Below are 20588 nucleotides of genomic sequence, written 5' to 3'. Positions count from 1 at the left end.
GGCGCCATGAGTGCCGATGAAACCACCACGACGCCCGGTGCGACGAGTGCGCCCGACATTCCCGTGACCGATACCCCTGCAAAGAAGGGGCCACCGGCGCCCGTCAGAGTGATTGCGGTCGTGCTCGGAACCGCAGTCCTGTTGTCGGTGATGGTCACGATGTTCGCGCTTCCCGCTGCGCGGTCGGCGCCTCATCACGTCCCGATCGGGGTCGTCGGGTCTGAGCAGGTGGTCAGTCAGGTCGATCGCCTCACCGGTGACTCGTTCGACGTCACGGCATACTCCGACGAGGTGGCTGCGCGCGACGCGATCGAGACGCGCGCGATTTACGGCGCGCTGGTCGTCAAGCCCGGCGCAGACCTCACTGTGCTCGTCGCCTCTGCGGCGAGTCCAACGGTGGCAACGATGATCGAAACGATGGGACAAGGTGTCGCCGACGCCACTCACGCACAAACTCAGGTCGTCGATGTGCGTAGTTTCCCGGCGAAGGACCCGCGCGGTGCCGGATTGGCGGCAGGCGCTCTTCCCCTGGCTCTCGGGGGCTGGATCAGTGCGATGGTGATCATGCTCGTGATCAGCTCGGCGGGTGGTCGGATCATCGCGGCGCTGGGTGTGTCTGTTGTCGGTGGCTTCGCGCTGATCGCGATTCTGCAGTTCCTCGTCGGGACGTTCGACGGAAACTACTGGCTGACGTCGCTGGCGGCGATGCTCGGAATCGCGGCCACGTGCTTCGCGGTGCTCGGCCTTCGGGAAGCGCTCGGGGGTCCGGGTCTGGTCGTCGCGGCCATTGCACTGATACTCCTGGGCAACCCGCTGTCCGGACTCTCGAGCGCCCCTGAACTACTGCCCACCCCGTGGGGCGCGATCGGCCAGCTCCTGCCGCCGGGCGCAACGGGATCGCTCCTGCGGGATGTCGTGTTCTTCAACGGCAACGCCATTGCGCATCCGCTCATCGTGCTCGGGTGCTGGCTTCTCGGTGGCCTGGCGCTCTACGGCCTCGGCCTGAGGCGTGAGCGCCGTAAGCACGTCTCTGATGTCGATGTCGTCGAGTTCGGCTACCGCGAGACCGTCGACGCCTGAGTTGCCTGTGTGCTCGGGTGGCGGTTGCTGCAAGGGCTCCCGCAAGTGAGTGAACAGTTGTACTCTGTGGGTTGTGACCACAGCCGACAAAGTCGCCCCGACCGAACTGGCGGCGCTGGCGCAATTGGGGTGCAGTGAGCTAGCAGGAGCTATCCGCGGTGTCGCGAAAGTGCATCGCGCGGTAACCGATCGTGTGTTCGGGGTGACCGATCGACTCGGCGGATCGTCGAGTCGATCGGCACATCTGGTCCACGACGCAGTAGCCGACACGACCTACGAGTCGTTGTCGGCAATGTTAGAAGCCATCGCTGAGGTGGGTGCCACACTCCCGGAACCGCGCCACTCGCCATCGGAGGGTTCACGGGGCGCGCTGGTGCTCGCCATTCTGGACGGGCTGATCGGCGACTCGCTCGCCGACCAGCGCTCGCCGCTCGCCCAGCCGATGTCGATCCGTGTCGACGGTATGCCGGTGGCGGTCGAGGCCGAAGCGCTCCGCGCGGCTTTTCCGGAGGCTGCCGGGCACATCGTCGTCTTTCTGCACGGCCTCATGGAGTCCGAGCACGCGTGGCGCAGAGGTAACCGCCCGACGTATGGCGAGCGGCTCGCTACCGATATCGGCGCGACCGAGGTGCGGCTGCGATTCAACACCGGACGCCACATCAGCGATAACGGGCGCGAACTCGCCGCATTACTCAATGATCTGATGCTCCAATGGCCGGTGCCTGTGTCGCGACTGACCCTGATCGGGCATTCGATGGGCGGGTTGATCATCCGAAGCGCCTGCCACAGTGCCGCCACCCAAGACGCGTACTGGTGCGGATTGGTCACGGAGACAGTGAGTTTGGGGACGCCGCATTTCGGGGCTCCGCTGGCTCGGACTGTGCACTTTGCGGCCGGAGCGCTCAGGTCGGTTTCGGTGACCGCCCCGTTCGGCAACCTGCTCGGACGACGCAGCGCAGGAGTGCGCGACCTTTTTCACGGAAGTCTTGTCGACGACGACTGGAGTGGGAGGGATCCGGATGCCTTCCGGCAGCATCCCGCCACCGCGGTACCGCTGCTGCCACAGGCGCGACATTTGTTCGTCACCGCATCGTTGACGCGCGATCCCAACCATCCCCTGGGCAGGTTCATCGGCGACGGATTGGTGCTGACGCCCAGCGGTCGCGGCGAAAGTCGCGCTCGCAGCGTCGGATTCACTACCGAGCACGGACTGCATCTGGGTGGGGCGAGCCATTTCACCCTCCTCAACGACGACGACGTCTACCGCTGGCTGCTGGAGCATCTGCGACCCCGACGCGCGCTGCCGCCCGGTCGCAGCCAAAACGCCGCGAAGTGGGGCGTCGCCTGACACCATCCCTCTTATGGGGAGACGAGCGTCGTTGGTGGTGATCACCGCCGCGTACGTCGTTGCCCTGGCGGTGGCGTTGCTGTGGTTGACATGGGGACCCAGCGTCGGGCAACTCTGGGCGGACACGCTCATTGCCGATGTACTCGCCACGCTCGTCATCTTCGTGGTGAGCCGGGCGGTCGGCAATTCGAGTTGCTACGACGCCTACTGGAGTGTCGTCCCGGTATTTCTTGCCCTGTACTGGTGGTTCGCGGGCGACGCCATACATGGTGGCTCCCAAGCGAAGTGGCGTTGTGCCCTCCTCGGCATCGTTCTCGTGATCTGGGCGGTGCGGCTGACCGCGAACTGGGTGCGGTCGTTTCCCGGGCTGGTCCACGAGGATTGGCGCTACGAGTTGCTGCGGCGACGTGCCGGAAGGTTCTCGTTCGTCGCCGATCTCTTCGCCATTCACCTCATCCCCACGTTGCAGGTGTTTCTCGCGATGATCCCGGCGTACGTCGCGCTCACCAGGGCCGACGCCGGGCTGATGTGGTTGAGCGTTGTCGCGTTCGTCGTCGGTCTCGCGGCGATCGCACTCGAGTCGATCGCCGACCGACAGTTGAGACTGTTCCGGCGGTCGAGCGAGCCCGGTCAGACCGTCGACATCGGTCTCTGGGCGTGGTCGCGGCACCCGAACTATTTTGGCGAGTTCATGTTCTGGGTGTCGATCCTGCTGTTCGGTATTGCCGCTGCGCCCGCGGACGCGTGGTGGCTGTGGGTGGGTGCGGGCGCGATGCTCGCCATGTTCCTCGGGGCGAGCATTCCGATGATGGAAGAGCGCAGTCTTGAACGACGTCCGTCCTACGCCGACGTCATCGATCGTGTGCCAAAATTTCTGCCGCTTCCCCGGCTCAGTTCCCGGACCACCGACGGTGTTGGGCGACCCGGGTGAGTGCAGCAGTGCCGCTCGTCCACAAGCGGGGGACGCGAAGCGTCGTCGTCGCAGGCATGGGCGATTCCGGTGTGCTCACCGCGATGCACCTCGCCCGCCGCAGCAGCGTCGTCGGAGTCTCGATGCGGCCCGCACTGGTGAGCGGACAGGAAGTCGGGCTGCGGATCGCCTACCCGGAGCGGTGGGCTCGCGACTATCGCGTCGAGTTCGGTCGGATGCGTCGACTCGATACGGTGGACATCCGTCATGGTGAGATCGTCGACCTCGATCACGATCGTCGAACGCTGCGCTTGCGCACGCCGTCGGGAACAGTTGAGGCAGTCACCTACGACGCGCTCGTCATCGCGACGGGCGTCGCCAACGGATTCTGGCGCCAGCCAGTCCTCGAAGACGGCGACGACGTCGACATCGGTCTACACGGCGTGCACGAGCGCCTGTCGCACGCTCGGACCATAGCGGTAGTCGGTGGGGGTGCGGCAGCATGCAGTTCGGCCGCCCAACTGCGTCGACGCTGGCCAAAGAAGGAGGTCGCTCTCTACCATCCCGGTGAGCTGCCACTCCCCCGGCACCACGACCGCACGCGCCACAAGGTGGCCAGACGACTGGAGTCCCTGGGTGTCGACAGACACGGTGGACATCGGGCGGTGCTGCCAACCGACGCCGATCTCGGGGAGATCGGCACCGGTTCGATCACCTGGCTCACCGGACAAGCGGCGGTCGAGGCGGATGCGATCGTGTGGGCCGTCGGCCGAGTGTCACCGAATACAGCCTGGCTGCCTTCGGACATGCTGACCGACCGAGGATTCGTCCGCGTCGACGCCGACCTCGGAGTGCCCGGGTACCGGGGAGTGTTCGCCGTCGGGGATGTCGCCGATACGGATCCGCTGCGTGGCTCGGCTCGCAACCGCGCCGACCGTCTGGTGGCGCGCAACGTTCTCGCTCATCTCGGCGGCCGCGAGACTCGCCGATATCACCCGGCCGAGCACCGGTGGGGATCAGTCTTCGGGCCAAGCGACAACGGATTGGACGTCTTCTCCCCCAACGGAATTCGCTTCCGATTTCCGCGCTGGACGGTCGACACGCTGTTACAGCCGCTCATCGTGAGGTGCGGCATTTACGGTGGCGTGCGGCGGAGCGGGAGCGTGCGGCGGAGCGGTGGCGCGCTGAGAAACAATGACGTGCGGCGGAGCTGACTCAGTGCGAATCGTTGTGGTCGAGGGAGACCTTGACCCGCACCGATCCGTTGCTGTCCTTTGACGCGACGGCGTGCCCCGTTCGGTGCTCGCCGTCGAGGGTCAGCGTGATCGGTGCGCCGTCGCCGGTGAAGTTGCGCCACCAGGTCTTTTTGTCGGGCATGGCGACGCCGATCGTGACCGAGTCGCCGGATCGGACGTAGTTCACCGGAAAGGTGACGTGCTTGCCCGTCTTGCGGCCCGTGTACGACACCTCGGTGAACGCACGACCGAGCACACCATTGAGTAGAGGAATCTGCAGGAGTGGGAGGACGACTGTCCTGTTGACCACGCCGGCCACCCGTTGAAACCGGTTTGGCCCGTCTGGTCGGCTCGTCTGGCTCACGACGACTCCTTAGCTGCGACTGATCGAGTGGGTTCGATGATCAAGGTGCGCGTGGCGAGAGCCGGAGACCGCACCGTCGCGACCCGCGTATTGGGTTTGCGTCCCGTGCGAACCTGCGACACGGTGAAACCCGCGCCGGTGAGTCGGGCTTGCGTTGCTTCGATATCGGTTGTCGCCCAAGCGATCCCCCACAGTGAGAGGGGCGGGGACGATCTCGGAACGCCATCGGGTGTGACGAGAACTTCGACGATCAGGTCGTCCGCGCGAAAGAACAGCTGCCGAAGGCCATCGGCGACGGGTCTGTCGAGGCGGAAGTCGAGGCCGAGGGTCGAGCCGAACAAGGCCACCGCGTGGTCGCGGCCCGCGGCCTGGAACACGATGTGGTCAATGCCCTCGATGTCGCTTGCGGTCGGTGCGGCCTCGGCTCCGGAGGCGCGGTGCTCGGTCACCCCGACCGGAAGGCCGTCGACTTGGACAGCGGTGGCGTCGTTGCGGGTGGCCAGACCGCGTCGCTCCAGCAGCGTCTGCCACGACGACACGTCTGCGACGTCGAACAGTACGCGGTGCCCGAGGTGTCTGCGGTCGAGTCGCAGCGTGGCGTTCGACGTGGCGTACTCGGCTGCGCTGTCGTTGCGAGCCAGAAGGCGCCGGTATGCGTCGGTGGTTGCGGTGAGATCGTCCACCGCCAGTTCGACGAGGGTCACGACCGTTTCCGCTTACGCCGTGTGTCCGGAATGTCCACTGCTCTGCTTGTGAGATGCCATGAGCCGCAGATGCATTCGTAGGACCGCAGCACCGGGGCCGTGCGTCCGGCCGCACGGATGCGGCTCACCGCGGCGTCGACCTCGTGGACGTCACGGTAGGCGTCCTTCTCCGGTGTCGGACAGGCGGGCGTCCTCGATGTCCGAGAAGACCGAGTGGGCGACGAACGCTTACGGCTGGGCTGCTGGGTGCCAGCCTCGATACGCCGGTAGAACTCGTCGAGTTCGTCGTCGGCGAACGGCGGCACCACAACTCCTTTCGTCGGACGTGACTCCACGAATGCGTAAGGGGGCCGTCGACCTCAGCGAGCCATCCAGATTCTGCTGCGGACGACCTCGCGCATCCGAGCGAGTTGACCCTTCGAAAGGGTAGCCGGTGGTTCGGCATTCAGCAGGTGCTGGACCTGCGTGAAGAAGTCACGGTCGGACAGCCCGAACTGCGAGCTGATCTCGCGCGACGAACCCCCACCGAGTGCGTACCAATTCTGCTCGAAGTCGAGCATCTGACGCTGCGTCGGATCCATAAAAGTACTCACTCTTGTGCTGTGACCTGTGACGATCGTTGGATGTGAAGGATGCGGAACGGCTTCGGTGAATTACCGTTGTCCCTGATCTGGAAAGCGAGCCCACCGCTGTCAACGTCCTTTCTACACTCGGCCCGCCGCGATGGACACCCATTTCGCCATCCGGCGCAAAAACGCTGGGCCACCGCAAGGTAACGAGTTGTAATCGGACGCGCCAGAGGGTCGAGACCCCCTCGGATCCGAGTGTCGTCGCCCTATGCTGAGAACCATGGCTGAGCACTCGGCAAACAAAGCTTCTGTCTCGTCGACGCCCGAACCGGGGCGCGACACAGACGTGACCGTCAGTTCGACGTCGGCGCAGACTCAGCCGACATTCTCCGACCGTCTCGCCAAGGGGGCGCGCAAGTTTCTCTTCGTCGCGATCGCCATAGCCATCGCGGTGGTCATCTACTTCATACTCGCGGCGTTCCTGCCGCGCTGGTGGGCTGAGCAGATCGGCAGCAACGTCGACGGATCGATGGGGCGCGGAATCGGCAGCGGGCTGTCGATCGGGTTCGTCTGCACGTTCATCCCGATATCGATGCTCGTGCTTGCGGTCTCGTTGCGGGGCCGGATGAAGAACCTCCTCTCGATCCTGTGCGTGGTGATCGGCGTCGTGGTCGCGATCCCCAATCTGCTGACACTGAGCATCCATCTCGGCAACAACAACGCGGCGCAAGTGGGCAAACAGATCCTCAATGTCCGGGCGCCGGGATTCCGCGCGGCCAGTGCGTGGGGTGTCGTGATCGCCGTGGTCGTGGCCATCCTGCTCACCATTTTCGTCGTGATGTACCAACGCCGAGGAAAGAAGCTGCGCGCGGCAAAGGGCGACGACGTCTCACAAGGCGGCAAGAAGAAAAAGTGATCAGCGACGTGCGGCAAGTGCACGGCGTTGGTCGCGGCGGTTCGCGACGACGCTGCTGAACAATGCGGCGCCGATGAACACGACGCCGATGAGTCCGGTCACGACGTCATTGATGTGGAACTCGATGCTCAGCAGCAGGATGACGGCCAGAGCGCCGATAGCCCAGTGGGCGCCGTGCTCGAGATAGCGATACGAGGCCAGCGTTCCGGTGCGGACCAGGTAGATCGTGATCGACCGCACGAATAGCGCGCCGATGAATCCGAGTCCCAAGGCGATGATGATCGGATCCGCGGTGATCGCGAACGCGCCGATGACACCGTCGAACGAAAACGATGCGTCGAGGACCTCGAGGTAGAGAAAGAGGAAGAATCCCGCCTTGCCCGTCGCTTTCGCCGCGCCGGACGGACCACTGTCGCGCAGGTCGGAATCGGATTGGAAGAGTGCGCTCAACCCGTCGACCATCAGGTACGTGACCATGCCGAGGATTCCGGCGATGAGGACGGTGGAGCGGATCTCGTCGGGCGCGAGGAACTCGGCGACCAGCACAAGGGTCACACTGGCGAGGACGACCGGGAGCGCGCTGAGTCGACCGATCTTCGACAGCGGACGCTCGAGCCACGTCAACCACGTCAGATCGCGATTGCTCAGGATGAAGTTGAGGAAGAGCATGAACAGGAACATTCCGCCGAACGCGGCGATCTGTGGATGTGCATCGGTGAGGATCGTCTCGTAACTCGGGCTTCCGTCGGCGAACTGCTCGGCGCCATCGGGTGGTGGGTTCATCGCGAGTCGGAACGCCTCGACAGGGTTGAGGCCCGCCGTCACCCAGACGATCAGGAGTGGGAAGAGCAGGCGCATCCCGAATACGGCGATGATCATGCCGACGGTGAGAAACATGCGCTGCCAGAACGCACTCATCCGTTCCAACACGGTCGCGTTGATGACTGCGTTGTCGAAGGACAGGGAGATCTCGAGAACACCGAGTATCGCGGCGAGCGCCACCGCCTCCCACCCGCCGTAGACGAACGCGACGACGAGCGCGAGGACCGTGACGACTATCGACAGCCCGAAGATGCGACCTATCAACGCAGTCGCTCGGCGTCCTTGGCCAGGGTCACGACTTCTTCCGCCAACTCGGCGACGGTACTCGTGTCAGCGTTCTCGTCCACCGCCGTCGCGAGGTCCTCCGCAGCGCAGCGCAGCGCGAAGAGTCGATCACCGAAGTCGCTCACCTCGGCCTGAGTCAGAATCACGGCGTCGGAGGGAATAGAAGTGCCCTCGGTGAGCGCTCTTTGTTCGTAGGCGCGTTGACGGCACGACCGCTTGCAGTACTTGCGCCGACGTCCATGCTCCGAGTCGACCATCGACTGGCCGCACCAGGCACAGGCGTACGGGCGACGCCGTGATCGGGTGGTACCGCTCGTCGTGTGCTCCACGCTCATGACCGTACCCAAGTCTGGTCGTCGAGGTTCAGGTGGCGGCACACGGCCGGGAGTCACCGGTGGTGCGGATGTGGCGCCGTCGGCGCGTAGAATAGGAGTGTTGAGCGTTCGACAGCGCTCGAGAAACGAGAGGACACCGCCAAATGGCAGATCGAGTACTTCGGGGCAGCCGCCTCGGCGCGGTGAGCTATGAGACCGATCGTGATCACGATCTCGCTCCGCGACGAATCGTCCAGTACCGGACCGACAACGGAGAGATCTTCGACGTCCCCTTCGCCGACGACGCCGAGGTGCCGTCGAAGTGGCCGTGCAAGAACGGCATGGAGGGCACGATCCTCGAGGGTGCAGAGCCCGAGGAGAAGAAGGTCAAGCCCCCGCGCACGCACTGGGACATGCTGCTCGAGCGCCGCAGCGAAGAGGAGCTCGAAGTGCTGCTCAATGAGCGGCTCGATCTTCTCAAGCAGCGTCGTCGCGGAGTCACCAACTGACGTTCGCGTCCTGAACCAGACATCAGCCGGGTGGAGTCACATGACTCCACCCGGCTGATGTGTTTCGTGCTTCAGTTGTCGCTGTGCACCGTTGGGGCCATCAGCCTCGCTTGTGCAGCCCGATCTTGTGCAGGCGGTTCTCGATCCCCCAGCGCGCGACGCTGGTGAATGCCTCGGCCATCACACCACCGCTCATCTTCGACGAACCGACTTCGCGCTCGGTGAAGGTGATCGGAACCTCACGAACGTCGTATCCGGCCTGGATCGTGCGCCACGCCAGGTCGATCTGGAAGCAGTAGCCCGCCGACTCGACCGTATCGAGGTCGATGGTCTCGAGCACTTTGCGGCGGTACGCGCGATAGCCGGCGGTGATGTCGTGCACGTTGGCGCCGAGCGCCAGGCGCGCATACGTGTTGGCACCTCGTGAGAGCACTTCGCGATACTTGGGCCAGTTCACGAGTTTGCCGCCGGGTACGTAGCGCGACCCGATCGCGAGGTCGGCGCCCTCGTTCACCGCGTCGAACAAGCGATATAGCTGCTCGGGTGCGTGGCTGCCGTCGGCATCCATCTCGACGATGACCGCGTAATCGCGGTGCAGGCCCCATGCGAAACCTGCGAGATAAGCCTTGCCGAGGCCGTCCTTCTCCACGCGGTGCATCACATGGATACGGCCGCTGTCGTCGCCGGCGGCGAGTTCGTCTGCGACATCGCCGGTGCCGTCGGGACTGGAATCATCGACGACCAGCACGTGGACGCCAGGCATGGCTGCCTGGACCCTCGACACGATTCGGGGAAGGTTCTCGCGCTCGTTGTACGTGGGGATGACGACCAGTGCGCGTGAGCCGTCGGATGCGACGATTCCGCCCTCGTCTTGGCTGGTCGCACCTTCGCTACCCGTTGTCACCACGCTCCTCCGACTCCCTTACATCACCCTGTGCTGCCGGTGTGCCACCGACGCCGACCTTGCGAGGCCCGAGAGTGAACCTATAACGACGCGACAGCACGACCAAAAGCCCACCCACCGTCACCACGACGATGATCCACTGTGGCCACGCCCCGAGAACGGTCGCGACGGTCTTGGCCGAGTGCAACGGTAAGCGATCTGAGAGCACCGCCGGGGTGAACACGCCCGACTCGTGAGAGATGGATCCGTCGGGTTCGATGATCGCGCTCACTCCGCTGGTCGCTGCGACGACGACCGCCCTGCCGTGTTCGACGGCGCGGAACTGCGACATCGCGAGTTGCTGGTAGGTCATGTCCGTCCTGCCGAAGGTGGCGTTGTTGGTCGGGACGTAGAGAATGCGCGCGCCGTCGTCGACGGCGGCCCGAGCCGACCTGTCGAATGCGATCTCCCAGCAGGTGGAGACACCGACCTCTACGTTCCCGGAGCGCCCGGGCACGGTGATCGCCGACGGGCCGGTGCCCGGACGGAAGTTGCCCGCCATGGACGCGTACGACGAGAACATGCTGAAGAACGATCGCCAGGGCAGATACTCACCGAACGGCTGAACGATGTGCTTGTCGTAGCGCGCGACGGGACCCTTTGCGCCGTCCCACACCAGGACGGAGTTCGTGGGCCGACCGTCGGAGTTCATGACGAGAGTCCCGACGAGAATCGGCGCACCAACGGAGATGGATGCGTCGGTGATCTCCTGTGCCGCGTCGGCGTTGGTGAGTGGCGAGATGTCAGACGCATTCTCGGGCCACGCGACGAAATCGGGCTGTTCGGCGGTTCCGGCGCGCACCGCGTCGGCAAGCCGCATTGTCTCCCGAACGTGATTGTCGAGGACAGCTCTGCGCTGAGCGTTGAAGTCGAGGCCGAGTCGGGGCACGTTCCCCTGCACCGCCGCAACCTGAACCGACGACGACGCGACGTTGCGGTCGAGGGTGTCGGGTGTCAGGGCAATCGCGGCGATCGGTCCGACAAGGGCAAGCACCACCGCCAACGCCGCGGCTCGTGCGACCGATCCGCCGCCGTTGACGACTCGGGTGACGAGAACGACGACAAGCCAGGCGATCGACGCGCCGAGCAACGCGACGGCGGCCGACACTCCCGGCGCCCCGAGGATCGACGCGAGCGGGAGCAGCGGACCGTCGACCTGACTGAACGCCGCTCTCCCCCAAGGAAATCCGCCAAACGGAACAGACGAACGCAGAGCTTCGACGCTGACCCACGACAGCGCAAACCACAACGGTGGGCACGGGAGTCTCATGGTCCACACAGCGCACACACCGAAGAGTGCCGAGAACACCGCAAGCACGACGGACAAGGCGATCCACGGAAGTGGGCCGACGTACACCCCGATCCACGGCAGCAGCGGGATGTAGAACGCCAGCCCATAGATGAATCCGACGAGTGCACCGACGCGGGCGCGGATGGGTCCGGAAAGCGCGAGGAACAGCAGGCCCATCGAGATGACGGCCATGAACCACCAGTTGCGCGGCGGGAACGCCGACCACATTGCCACGCCCGCCACGATGGCCAGGGCCGCACGCACGAGAAATGGGGTCCAGCGGCCACCGGCCAGCCTCGACCATGGTCGATTCGAGTGCTCGGGCGCGTCTGCCCGGGTGTCGGATGAATCCATGGGAGTCGCCGAGTCGTGGAGGCGCCTCGCCGTGTCGTCCACTGGGTTGTCGGCCACTGGGTTGTCGGCTACTGGGTTGTCGGCCACTGGGTCGCTCACTGGTCAGTGACCCTCGGCGCGGTAGATGTCACGACCACGGTGCACAGTCCGCACACACCGCGGCAGCGGGCTGCCCGGCGAGACGTCGGGAAGTGCGGGCACACGGGACCGAGGGTCCAGCGACCAGCGCTGAACGCTCTCGTGCGATCCGGCAACGACGAGTTCGTCGACCTCCCAGACCGCGTAGCTCGCCGGTGCGCCGACCGCCAATGTGCCGGTGAGTCCGTCATTGGTTCCTCCCGCGCGCCAGCCTCCTCGCGTCGAGGCTGCGAACGCACCGCGAGCCGAGATCGCGTTCCGTTGCTGATTGTGGTGGACGGCCGCACGTATCGTCGCCCACGGATCCATCGCGGTGACGGGTGAATCCGACGAAAATGCCAGTGCCACGCCAGCTTTGGCGAGCGTGGCGAAATCGTTCATGCGGGAGGCACGTTCGTTGCCGAGGCGCTGCGCGTAGAGGCCGCCCGGTGCGCCCCACCCTGCGTCGAACTGCGGTTGCATGCTCGCGACGACACCACACGCGGCCAAGGTCTGAGCCTGGGCGGCGTCGACCATCTCCGCATGCTCGACGCGGTGAGCGCGCGACGCGAGCGCGGGCGTGCCGAACTCGGCCGCTAGTGCGTCGAGCGCGTCAACCACTGTCGCCGTCGCCGCGTCGCCGATCACGTGAAAGCCGGCTTGCAGCCCGGCCTCGGTGCATGCGCGTAGGTGGTCGAGAACCGTGTCCGGCGAGAGGTAGTCGATACCGGTGACGTCGGGGGCGTCGTGATAGGGCTCGAGGAGCCATGCGGTCCGTGAGCCGATCGCACCGTCGATGAAGAGATCGCCGCCGAGCGCGTCGGCGCCGGCGATCGCGACGAGTTCGCGCGCGTGGTCGGCGTTCTCGGCCGCCTGCCCCCAATAGCGTCGGACCTCGACGGGATGATCGAGTCCGCCGATGGCGAGAAAGTCGTCGAGACCGCTGATCTCCGGCCCGCCGTTCTCGTGGATGGCCACGATCCCCATCGATGCGACCGCGTCGAGTGCGCGCAGTTGTGCGCGGGTGCGCGACGCGGGGCTCACCAACGATCGTGCGGCTCCTCGCACGAGGTGGTGCGCCTCGGCGATCAGCGGCTCGTCGGGGTGATAGCCCTGTGCGTCCTCCAAGCCGACGACCAGGCGGCGCAGCGCCGTCGAGGCCACGGCGGAGTGTTCGTCGACTCGAGCCAGATAGACCGGGCGGTTGCCGACGATCGCGTCGATGTCGGCAGTTGTCGGGAACCGGCCGTCGAAGGCCTCGGCGCCCGACCATGTCGAGCTGTCCCAGCCCCGGCCCCAGATCAGGTCGCCCTCGCCGACGGTCGATACCGCGTCCGCGATCATGCGAAGGCAATCGGTGCGCGACACGGCATCGTTGAGAGTGAGCCCGGTGAGCGCGAGTCCGGTCGACGTCAGATGCACATGTGAGTCGACGAATGCGGGTGCGACGAAAAGCCCTTCCAGATCGGTCACGGAAGCATCGGGGTGCAGGGCCTTCCCCACGTCGTCGGTACCCACCCAGGTCACTACGCCGTCGGTGACCGCAAGGGCAGTCGCGTCAGGAATAGCGGAGGAATAGACGGTCCCACCAAGGAGCAGTTCGGTTGCCACGATTGTTCAGTGTGCCCCTGTGGGGACCCTGGTGTGTCAGTGGCCCCGCGGGAGCTGCGGCTGCTCGGCCGAGGTCGAGGAGTTCGGTGTTGAGTAGGTCGGATCGTCGACGACGGTGCCGTCGATGACCGTTCCTCGCCTGACCCCGGCTTGGCCGTAGGCGCCTGCCCGGTCCATTGCCGACATCATCGTGCGCGCGCCGACTGCAGCCAGCACCGGACGCAGGGCACGTCGCGTCGGCGGAAGGAGTGCGATGGTTCCGACAACCGTGGAGACCAGGCCAGGCGCGATCAGCAGGATCGACGAGGCGCCGACCACGGCGGTGTCGGCGAGCGGGGCTCGTGCGTCGACTTCGTTTCGTGAGGCGCGGCGGAGTTCACCGAACACCTTGCGGCCCTGCCAACGGAGGATGACGAATCCGACGAAGGAAGCCAGCAGTGTGATCAAAACCGCCCAGGCGAAGCCGAGTGTCATGACCATGGCCACGAACACGGCGATCTCGATCACCAGGTAGACGAGGAAGTACGGGAAGCGCATGGGTGTGCCTTTCTGGTCCGATGCAGGTGGGTTTCGACACCCGACGCCGCCCCGGATATATGCCATTCACTCCGTCCAACGAACGAGCACCCGATTTTGCTCCCGCGCCGGGGCCACGTAACCGCTTGCGTTCAGGGCCCAACCCGGACCGGCTACGTAGTGCCCTGCTCGTCGTCCGTGCTCCGGTCAGACGCACTGCGCATTGCTTCGAGGAACCGTCCGATGACGTCGAGTTCGTGGGTGTCGAACTCGGCGAGTGCTGTCAGCGCGTCGTCGATGAGTGTCCCGAAGAACTCTCGACCCGTGTCACGTGCGCGCTCGGTAACGGACAGCAGAACTCTGCGCCTATCCCCCGGGTCGCCGGTGCGCTCGACGAGGCCGGCACGTTCGAGTCGGTCGAGCAACGACGTGATGGTTGCCGAGTTCACTCCCCCGAGCTTCCTTCCCAGCCAGCCCGGGGTCGCAGGCACTCCGTCGCGTTCAGCGTCGAGGAGCGCGATAAGCGCGCGCAGATCGGTTGGATGAAGATCCACCGTTCTCGCGAACCGCGCTCCTCGAATGTCCAGCTCGGTCATGAGTGTGCGCAACTGGCGGATCAGCAGATAGCGCGGTCCGCTCTCATCCGCGCGCTCACGGGAAGTCACGGTTCTCGACCTTAGCGCCGGCTTGATATAGCTTGATGAGCAAGTAACTAGATTATCGAGGTAAATATGAGCGAGACCGCTACCTTCCTGGCCTCTCCCATAGGCCGACGATTCTCCGAGGCCTACGACGCGCTGGTGAATCGTTGGCCGCCGGGCACCCGGCGGTTCGATCTCGCGTCGCCTTACGGCAACACGCACGTCGTCGCCTCGGGACCCGACTCAGGTCGACCACTCGTCCTGCTTTCGGGTTCAGGGGCAACGCTGACGGAGTGGTACTCGGTGATCGGACAACTCAGTCGGCGACACCGTGTCTACGCAGTCGACATTCCAGGCCAGGTCGGTGCATCAATACCTTCGAGCACGCCGATCTCGTCGGTCCCCGACCTCCTGGATTGGCTTGCCGTCACGGTGGCGACACTCGGTGTCGACGAACCGACGTTGATCGGCCACTCGTATGGGGCGATGATCGCTCTCGCATTCGCCGGTGGTGGGTTCCCGACGGACGGGCTGATCCTGGTTGAACCCAACTCGGTCTTCGGTGGCATGCGCCCCGAGTACCTCGCCCATGCATTGCCTATTCTCTTGTCTCCCAACGAGAACCGTGAACGCAGGTTTCTCGAATGGGAAACCGGATGTAGACCGCTCGACGAGCAGTGGTCAGATGTCGCCGCACTCGGCGCGACGATGCCGACGACGAAGCTCGTCATACCTCGGCGTCTGCGGTCCGTGCGACCGGAGGTCAGGCGCCGCACTGTGATCCTCGCGAAGCAGAGTCGGGTGCACGATGTCGCTCGAATCGCTGAGAACGTCCACTCCACGTGGCCGGGTACGCAGGTCGAGATCGTTGCCGATGCAACACACCACAGCCTGCCGATGTACCCGGACGTCTTCGGCGACGTGCTCGAGGCGGCGCTCGACGAATCCGGGTGCTAGCACCGGTCCCGGCCGGCGGCTATTCCGACCGGCCCTCGATCTCGCCCTCGGCCTGCAGGTACACCGCCCGCAACTGGTCGAGCATGTCGGCGGGCGGCGCCTCCCACATGTCGCGGTCGACGGCTTCGAGGAGACGCTCAGCGATGCCGTGCAGTGCCCACGGATTCGACTGATTCATGAACTCCTGATTGCGTTCGTCGAGTACGTAGGACTCGGTGAGCTTCTCGTACATCCAGTCGGCGACGACGCCGGTCGTGGCGTCGTACCCGAAGAGATAGTCGACGGTGGCCGCCATCTCGAAGGCGCCCTTGTACCCGTGTCGCTGCATGGCGGAGATCCACCGGGGATTGACGACCCGTGCACGGAAAACCCGACTGGTCTCCTCGGAGAGCGTGCGCGTTCGGACGGCGTCGGGCCGCGTCGAGTCGCCGATGTATGCCTCCGGGGACTTGCCGGTCAGCGCTCGGACCGTTGCCACCATTCCACCGTGGTACTGGAAGTAGTCGTCAGAGTCGGCGATGTCGTGCTCGCGGGTGTCGGTGTTCTTCGCGGCCACCTTGATCCTGCGATACGCCGAGCGCATGTCGTCGACTGCGGCGATGCCGTCGAGTTCGCGTCCGTAGGCGTAGCCGCCCCATTCGGTGTAGACCCGTGCGAGGTCCTCGTCGCTGCGCCAGTCGCGAGAATCGATGAGTTGCAACAGCCCCGCACCGTAGGTTCCGGGTTTGGAGCCGAAGATCCTGGTCGTCGCCCGACGTTGGTCGCCGTGCTCGGCCAGCGCCGCACGGGCGTGTGCGGCGACGAAGTTCTGGTCGTCGGGTTCGTCGGCCGACGCCGCGAGTGCGACGGCGTCGTCGAGCATGGTCACGACGTGTGGGAACGCGTCCCGGAAGAATCCGGAGATCCTGACGGTGACGTCGATGCGTGGGCGACCGAGTTCGTCGAGGTCGATCAGTTCGAGATCGCGGACCCGCCGCGACGCCTCGTCCCAGATCGGCATGACGCCGAGCAGTGCCAGGATCTCGGCGACGTCGTCACCCGAGGTACGCATGGCGCTGGTGCCCCACGCCGAAAGTCCCACGGAGGCAGGGTATTCACCGTGATCGGTCAGGTACCGTTCCAGCAGGCTGTCGGCCATCGCTCGTCCGGTCTCCCACGCGAGCCGAGAAGGAACTGCCTTGGGGTCGACGGAGTAGAAGTTGCGGCCCGTCGGCAACACGTTGATCAGTCCGCGTAGCGGCGAACCGCTCGGGCCCGCGGGAATGAAGCCACCGTCGAGTGCGTGCAGAATTCGCGGGATCTCTCCAGCGGTCTGCCGCAACCGCGGGACCACTTCTGTTGCGGCAAAGCGCAATACGTCGCCGACAGCGGCGGGGTGGCCTGCCGCCGCGTCCTCGACTGCCGACGCCGACCACTCCCCTTTGGCGCACCTTGCCACGAGATCGCGGGCGGTGGCTTCGACGGTGTCGACGTCGGTACGCACGGAGTCTGCGCCTTCGTCGAGTCCGAGGGCTTCGCGCAAACCGGGCAAAGCCTCTGTGCCGCCCCATAGTTGGCGTGCCCGCAGCATCGCGAGAACGAGATCGACCTCGGCGTCGTCTACGGGTGGTTCACCGAGGACGTGGAGGCCGTCGCGGATCTGAACATCCTTGATCTCGCACAGCCAGCCGTCGACGTGCAGGAGCATGTCGTCGAAGACCTCTTCGTCGGGCCGTTCGGTGAGGCCGAGATCGTGGTCCATCTTCGCGGCGGTCAGCAGCGTCCAGATCTGTTGGCGAATCGCGGGGAGTTTCGCGGGATCGAGAGTCGAGATGTTCGCGTGCTCGTCGAGGAGCTGTTCGAGTCGCGCGATGTCGCCGTAGGATTCGGCCCGCGCCATCGGGGGGATCAGGTGGTCGACGAGTACCGCGTGTGCTCGACGCTTGGCCTGGGTGCCCTCGCCCGGATCGTTGACCAGGAACGGATAGATCAGCGGGACGTCGCCGAGTGCGGCATCGGTGCCGCACTGTGCCGACATTCCCAGTGTCTTGCCCGGCAGCCACTCGAGGTTGCCGTGTTTGCCGATGTGCACGATCGCATCGGCACCGAAGCCCGGGATGTCCTGTGCGGCACCGGCCCTACCCGCGAGCCAGCGATAGGAGGCGAGGTAGTGATGCGATGGCGGAAGGTCGGGGTCGTGATAGATCGCGACAGGATTCTCGCCGAACCCTCGCGGCGGCTGCACCATGATGGCCACATTGCCGAATGTCAGTGCTGCGACGACGATTTCGCCTTCGGAGCTCTGCGATCGATCGACGAAGAGGTCGCCTGGCGCAGGCCCCCAGTGCTGTTCGACGTCGTGCCGCAGTTCATCCGGCAGCGTCGCGAACCACCGCTCGTAGTCGGCGGCGCTGACGCGAATCGGGTTGGCAGCCAAGGCCTCCTCGGTCAGCCAGTCGGAGTCCTGGCCGCCCCGGTCGATGACCGCGTGAATCAGTGCGTCCGAGTCATTCTCGGCCAGACCGGGAATCGCGTCCGGACCCGATTCCGGGCCGATGTCGTAGCCCACGGCGCGCAGGGCGTGCAGCAGGCGTACGAGGCTGCGTGGTGTGTCGAGGCCGACGGCGTTACCGATACGTGCGTGCTTGGTCGGGTACGCCGACAACATCAGTGCAATCCGACGATCCGCGGGCGAGATATGCCGTAAACGGGCGTGTGACACCGCGATTCCGGCGACCCGAGCGCATCGCTCACTGTCTGGCTGGTACCAGGGCAGCCCGTTTTCGTCGAACTCTTTGAAGGAGAACGGCACGGTGATGATGCGGCCGTCGAACTCCGGAACGGCCACCTGCGTGGCGACATCGAGCGGCGAGAGTCCGTCGTCGTTGGCCTCCCAGTCGGCTCGTGGCCCGGTGAGGCACAGCCCCTGCAGGATCGGGATGTCGAGTGCGGCGAGGCGCTCGATGTTCCACGCCTCGTCGTCTCCGCCGGCCGACGCCGTGGCGGGTGTCGCACCACCGGCAGCGAGGACGGTGACCACCAGTGCGTCTGCGGTGGCGAGCAACTCGATGAGGTCGTCGGGTGCGGTACGCAATGAAGCGCAGAAGATCGGAATCGGCCGCGCGCCCTGTTCCTCGATTGCTGCGCACAGTGCTTCGACGTACCGCGTGTTCCCCGCCAGATGCTGCGCTCGGTAGTAGAGGACGCCTATCGCCGGCGCGGTGTCGGGAACGGCACTGGTCGGCTGCCGCTCGAGAACTCCCCAGCCGGGAGTCTGTTCGGGGGGTTCGAACCCGTTCCCGGACAGCAACACCGTGTCGGACAGAAAGTTGTGGAGGTTGGTGATGTTGGGCACGCCGCCGAAGGCGAGATAGTTGTGGGCGTCTGCGGCCACACCGGCGGGCACCGTCGACAGCGCCATCAGGTCGGGATCGGGTTGCTGTTCTCCGGAGAGGACGACCACCGGCTTCCCGACCGCGAGGACGGCATCGAGTCCCTCCTCCCAGGCGCGACGCCCACCGAGTATGCGTACGACGGTGAGGTCGGCGTCGGCGACCATGCCGGGAACGTCGTCGAGCAGGATCCGCGACGGATTCGCGACGCGATACTCCGCGTCGCTGGCGTCAGCGGTGATGAGGTCGGTGTCCGACGTGGACAGCAGCAGGATCATCGCAACTCCTCGGACTCCGACTCGCGCGGAGACAGGTGGGACAGGGCCGAGACAGGTCCGAGGTCGCAGGTCTGGCTTCGCGGCAGCCCGTTGGCTCTCGCGTCACAGTGGCGCGACCGCGCCGGAATCGCACCGGCTTCCGCGCACCTCGTGCGGCTCAGCCTAGTGCAGTGCGTTCCGACACAGCCGCACACGTCCCGCGTGCGGCCGCTGTGTACCGCCGACGCCTACGCTGGATACCGTGCGTGACCCCGACTCTTCTTCTGCAGACGGCCAGTCCCGTGAGCTCACTGGTGAGTTGCCGTCGGGGCGACCAGCGTCTGATCGATGCCCTGGAGTCTTCACCCCGCATCCGGCGGCCGACGGCGCACTGGCGCGTGTTCGCCTGCTCGGAGGTTCGATCACGCCGGAGCAACTAGCTGTACTCGCCGGTGTGGCCTCGCAGTACGGCGACGGTTTCCTCGATCTGACGGGGCGTGCCAATGTGCAGATACGCGGCATCACAGAGGTCGACGCTGTCGCCGACGCCCTTGTCGACGCCGACCTGGTACCGAGCACCAGTCACGAAAAGGTACGCAACATCGAGGTCAGTCCCTTCACCGGGCGACTTGGTGGCCTCACTGATCTACGCCCTCTGGCGCACGAGCTCGACGACGCGCTCCGCTCGGATCGGCGCCTCACGGCACTATCTGGACGGTTCCTCTTCGGCCTCGACGACGGGCACACCGACATCGTGGGTGGCGGCACCGACGTGTGTGCCATCGCGCGCATCCGCATCGACGAAACGACCGGTTTCGACATCGTCGTCGACGGCGAGATCGCAGGCTCGGTCGCCCAGGAATCTGCCGTTGCGCAGGTGATGCTGAGCGTCGCGCAGGATTTCCTCGAAGCGGCGGACGGTGCGTGGCGCATAGCCGATCTCCCTGCGTCCGCGCGCCTCGATCTGATCGCAGCGACTCGGAGCCGACTCGACCCGCCGCTCGACCGCTCCCCCGTCGCCATGACAGCCGACGAGCCTCGGGTGGGTTGGTTCGATCAGGACGACGGTCGCGTGCTGCTCGGAGCGGTGGTCGAACTCGGGCGCCTGCCTGCTCGACTCGCCGAGTTCGTCGCAGCCGTCGAAGCGCCGGTGGTGTTCACCCCCGACCGCGAAATCCTCGTCTGCGACCTCGGTGAGGGCGTCGCCGAGACCGTGGTGCGGGTTCTCGCTCCGATGGGACTGATCTTCGACGCCGCGTCGCCGTGGACACGGGTCAGCAGCTGTGCCGGCGCACCCGGCTGCTCGAGTGGCCTGGCCGAGGTACGCACCGACGTGAGCGAACGCGTCGAATCGGGGCTTCCGGTCGTCGAGCGTGAACACTGGGTGGGGTGCGAGCGCGGATGCGGATCACCGCGCGAACCTCACCTGCGGGTCGAGGCCACCGGCGCCGGATACCGACGCACACACGAGTGA

The 20588-nt window shown here is 65.6% G+C and carries 20 protein-coding genes; 8 read left to right on the top strand and 12 right to left on the bottom strand.

Annotation, left to right across the window (positions count from 1 at the left end):
- Positions 1-6 precede the first annotated feature (6 nt).
- From RND64_RS11400 to RND64_RS11385, 4 genes are all read left to right on the top strand, one after another.
- On the top strand, positions 7-1080 hold the full coding sequence (locus RND64_RS11400) for a hypothetical protein (protein ID WP_083444285.1): 1074 nt from the start codon (positions 7-9) through the stop codon (positions 1078-1080).
- Positions 1081-1153: 73 nt separating this feature from the next.
- Positions 1154-2428 carry an esterase/lipase family protein gene (locus RND64_RS11395; RefSeq protein ID WP_053117332.1) on the top strand — a complete coding sequence of 425 codons (1275 nt, stop codon included), beginning with the start codon at positions 1154-1156 and terminating at the stop codon, positions 2426-2428.
- A gap of 13 nt (positions 2429-2441) precedes the next feature.
- Positions 2442-3359 carry a DUF1295 domain-containing protein gene (locus tag RND64_RS11390; protein WP_049697411.1) on the top strand — a complete coding sequence of 306 codons (918 nt, stop codon included), beginning with the start codon at positions 2442-2444 and terminating at the stop codon, positions 3357-3359.
- Positions 3356-4552: an FAD-dependent oxidoreductase gene (locus RND64_RS11385; RefSeq protein WP_083444284.1), complete on the top strand. Its 1197-nt coding sequence runs from the start codon at positions 3356-3358 to the stop codon at positions 4550-4552. The genes RND64_RS11390 and RND64_RS11385 overlap by 4 nt, the downstream gene beginning before the upstream one ends.
- A 1-nt stretch (position 4553) precedes the next feature.
- Here the strand turns inward: RND64_RS11385 and RND64_RS11380 are convergent, their stop codons facing one another.
- Genes RND64_RS11380 through RND64_RS11365 form a run of 4 tightly spaced genes read right to left on the bottom strand, consistent with a single transcriptional unit; the run spans position 4554 to position 6222 of the window.
- Positions 4554-4937, bottom strand: coding sequence for a hypothetical protein (locus RND64_RS11380; RefSeq protein ID WP_083444283.1), 384 nt, complete (start codon positions 4935-4937; stop codon positions 4554-4556).
- Entirely contained in the window at positions 4934-5641 is a 708-nt protein-coding gene (locus RND64_RS11375) for a VOC family protein (RefSeq protein ID WP_049697409.1), read from the bottom strand. Before RND64_RS11375 ends, RND64_RS11380 begins: the two co-directional genes overlap by 4 nt.
- Positions 5638-5946, bottom strand: coding sequence for a hypothetical protein (locus RND64_RS11370; protein ID WP_049697544.1), 309 nt, complete (start codon positions 5944-5946; stop codon positions 5638-5640). Before RND64_RS11370 ends, RND64_RS11375 begins: the two co-directional genes overlap by 4 nt.
- A 54-nt stretch (positions 5947-6000) precedes the next feature.
- Positions 6001-6222: a DUF3263 domain-containing protein gene (locus RND64_RS11365; protein ID WP_005202988.1), complete on the bottom strand. Its 222-nt coding sequence runs from the start codon at positions 6220-6222 to the stop codon at positions 6001-6003.
- Positions 6223-6490: 268 nt separating this feature from the next.
- On the opposite strand from RND64_RS11365, the gene RND64_RS11360 reads away from it, so the two are divergent.
- Entirely contained in the window at positions 6491-7126 is a 636-nt protein-coding gene (locus RND64_RS11360; RefSeq protein WP_235434270.1) for a hypothetical protein, read from the top strand.
- On the opposite strand, the gene RND64_RS11355 is transcribed toward RND64_RS11360, so the two are convergent.
- Both RND64_RS11355 and RND64_RS11350 read right to left on the bottom strand, forming a co-directional pair.
- The gene (locus tag RND64_RS11355) at positions 7127-8212 is read right to left on the bottom strand and encodes a DUF475 domain-containing protein (protein ID WP_049697407.1); all 1086 of its coding nucleotides are present in this window, start codon (positions 8210-8212) and stop codon (positions 7127-7129) included.
- Positions 8209-8568 carry a hypothetical protein gene (locus RND64_RS11350; protein ID WP_197494493.1) on the bottom strand — a complete coding sequence of 120 codons (360 nt, stop codon included), beginning with the start codon at positions 8566-8568 and terminating at the stop codon, positions 8209-8211. Before RND64_RS11350 ends, RND64_RS11355 begins: the two co-directional genes overlap by 4 nt.
- A gap of 143 nt (positions 8569-8711) precedes the next feature.
- Between RND64_RS11350 and RND64_RS11345 the strand changes: the two genes are divergently transcribed.
- Complete coding sequence (locus RND64_RS11345; RefSeq protein WP_005173696.1) at positions 8712-9056, top strand: RNA polymerase-binding protein RbpA; 345 nt, start codon at positions 8712-8714, stop codon at positions 9054-9056.
- A 100-nt stretch (positions 9057-9156) separates the two neighbouring features.
- On the opposite strand, the gene RND64_RS11340 is transcribed toward RND64_RS11345, so the two are convergent.
- The 5 genes from RND64_RS11340 to RND64_RS11320 form a co-directional block, all read right to left on the bottom strand.
- Positions 9157-9963, bottom strand: a complete 807-nt coding sequence (locus RND64_RS11340; RefSeq protein WP_005202981.1) for a polyprenol monophosphomannose synthase — start codon at positions 9961-9963, stop codon at positions 9157-9159.
- Positions 9947-11644 (bottom strand): apolipoprotein N-acyltransferase, encoded by a 1698-nt coding sequence (gene lnt / locus RND64_RS11335; RefSeq protein WP_049697543.1) that lies wholly within the window; start codon positions 11642-11644, stop codon positions 9947-9949. The genes RND64_RS11340 and lnt overlap by 17 nt, the downstream gene beginning before the upstream one ends.
- Before the next feature lie 102 nt (positions 11645-11746).
- Entirely contained in the window at positions 11747-13372 is a 1626-nt protein-coding gene (locus tag RND64_RS11330; RefSeq protein ID WP_049697406.1) for an amidohydrolase, read from the bottom strand.
- A gap of 36 nt (positions 13373-13408) precedes the next feature.
- A complete protein-coding gene (locus RND64_RS11325; RefSeq protein WP_049697405.1) occupies positions 13409-13909 on the bottom strand; it encodes an FxsA family protein in 501 nt (166 codons plus the stop codon).
- 152 nt (positions 13910-14061) lie between these two features.
- Positions 14062-14553: a MarR family winged helix-turn-helix transcriptional regulator gene (locus tag RND64_RS11320; protein ID WP_053117329.1), complete on the bottom strand. Its 492-nt coding sequence runs from the start codon at positions 14551-14553 to the stop codon at positions 14062-14064.
- 66 nt (positions 14554-14619) lie between these two features.
- Here RND64_RS11320 and RND64_RS11315 point away from each other — a divergent pair, with 66 nt between their 5' ends.
- Positions 14620-15486, top strand: a complete 867-nt coding sequence (locus RND64_RS11315) for an alpha/beta fold hydrolase (protein WP_049697404.1) — start codon at positions 14620-14622, stop codon at positions 15484-15486.
- A gap of 19 nt (positions 15487-15505) precedes the next feature.
- On the opposite strand, the gene cobN is transcribed toward RND64_RS11315, so the two are convergent.
- The gene (cobN, locus tag RND64_RS11310) at positions 15506-19135 is read right to left on the bottom strand and encodes a cobaltochelatase subunit CobN (protein WP_049697403.1); all 3630 of its coding nucleotides are present in this window, start codon (positions 19133-19135) and stop codon (positions 15506-15508) included.
- A 241-nt stretch (positions 19136-19376) separates the two neighbouring features.
- Here cobN and cobG point away from each other — a divergent pair, with 241 nt between their 5' ends.
- Positions 19377-20588, top strand: a complete 1212-nt coding sequence (cobG, locus tag RND64_RS11305; RefSeq protein ID WP_083444282.1) for a precorrin-3B synthase — start codon at positions 19377-19379, stop codon at positions 20586-20588.

Source organism: Gordonia sp. w5E2, from assembly GCF_036540975.1.
Lineage (GTDB): Bacteria > Actinomycetota > Actinomycetes > Mycobacteriales > Mycobacteriaceae > Gordonia > Gordonia jacobaea.
Note: the sequence above shows the minus strand (reverse complement) of the source record. Positions and strands in the feature narration are given on the sequence as shown.